The sequence below is a fragment of the Sphingobacterium populi genome (assembly GCF_001586775.1).
In the GTDB taxonomy this organism is placed as follows: domain Bacteria; phylum Bacteroidota; class Bacteroidia; order Sphingobacteriales; family Sphingobacteriaceae; genus Sphingobacterium; species Sphingobacterium populi.
Genome location: NZ_LQXS01000017.1, coordinates 1 through 1,111 on the forward strand (window position 1 = coordinate 1; position 1,111 = coordinate 1,111).

General features: G+C 45.2%; 1 protein-coding gene. It reads left to right on the forward strand.

From position 1 onward, the window contains the following. Positions 1-66 precede the first annotated feature (66 nt). Positions 67-1,111, forward strand: a 1,045-nt coding sequence (locus A0125_RS15180) for a SusD/RagB family nutrient-binding outer membrane lipoprotein (protein WP_066758298.1), incomplete at its 3' end; no start/stop codon positions are given.

Here is a 1,111-nt window from a genome sequence, read left to right on the forward strand (position 1 = left end):
AAACGGCGTGCCTACGACGAGAAATTATGGATTCAATCTACGGGCGTCATTTTAATTTGAATAAACATGAAAATGATAAAACATAAAATATTTAAGCTGTCGATCGTTGCTTTAGCATTGTCGGCTGCGTCTTGTAATAAGTTTTTGGACGTAAATGATACGCCCAACAATCCTCTTGAGGTGCCGGCTGCGACCTTGCTGCCAGTTGGCTTGTCGGGTACAGCTTTTGCCAACTCCAACGAACTTAATCGCTTTGCTTCCACTATTATGAGTGTGACAGCAGGTGTGAGTGGAAGTCCTGCAGGCTACGATATCTACGAAGTGTTTGGAGATGATTTTGGAAACCAGTGGAGTTTTGAGATTTACGGTGGCGCGTTGATCAATTACAAAAAAATGCTAGAAGAAGCCGAAAAATCAAATAGCCCGGTATATGCCGGCGTGGGTAAGATCATGATGGCTTTTACCTTTGCGATGGCTACCGATGCTTGGGGCGACGTACCGTATTCAGAAGCCCTATTAGGTGATATGGAGTTAACAACACCTCGCCTAGATAGCCAGCGGGATATTTATTTAGGCAATGAAGCCGAAGGTATCCAAAGTTTGTTTGATCTTGTACGAGAAGGTTTGGCAGATCTGGATAGGGAGAGCATCTTAACCATCGATAGCGATGATATTGTTTATGGTGGCGATTTAGCTAAGTGGAAACGTGCAGGAAATTCCTTGCTGCTGCGATTGGCCCTACAGATTAGTAGCGTAGAGCCTCAGGTGGCTACTCAGGTTATTCAGGAGGTTTTGGATCGTAATATGTACATTACTGCCAATGATCAGAATCTTGCAGTTCGCTTTGGTGGACAAGTCGGCAGCCAGGCGCCTTTATGGACGCTAACGCGTAACTCTTCATTTCAAAATGAGTTATTAATCAGTACGCGATTTGTCAACCGGCTTCAAGGCTTAAGTGATCCACGTTTACCCCTTTATGTGACGCGCCCTACAGGAAGTTACGTTACATTAGATAATGGTTTTAGAGGCACACCACCTCCTGCGGCTGATCGCTCCGTTTATAATAGCTACGCAATCGGAGTTGGCGGCGAGGGTCCGGTAAGATTGCTAA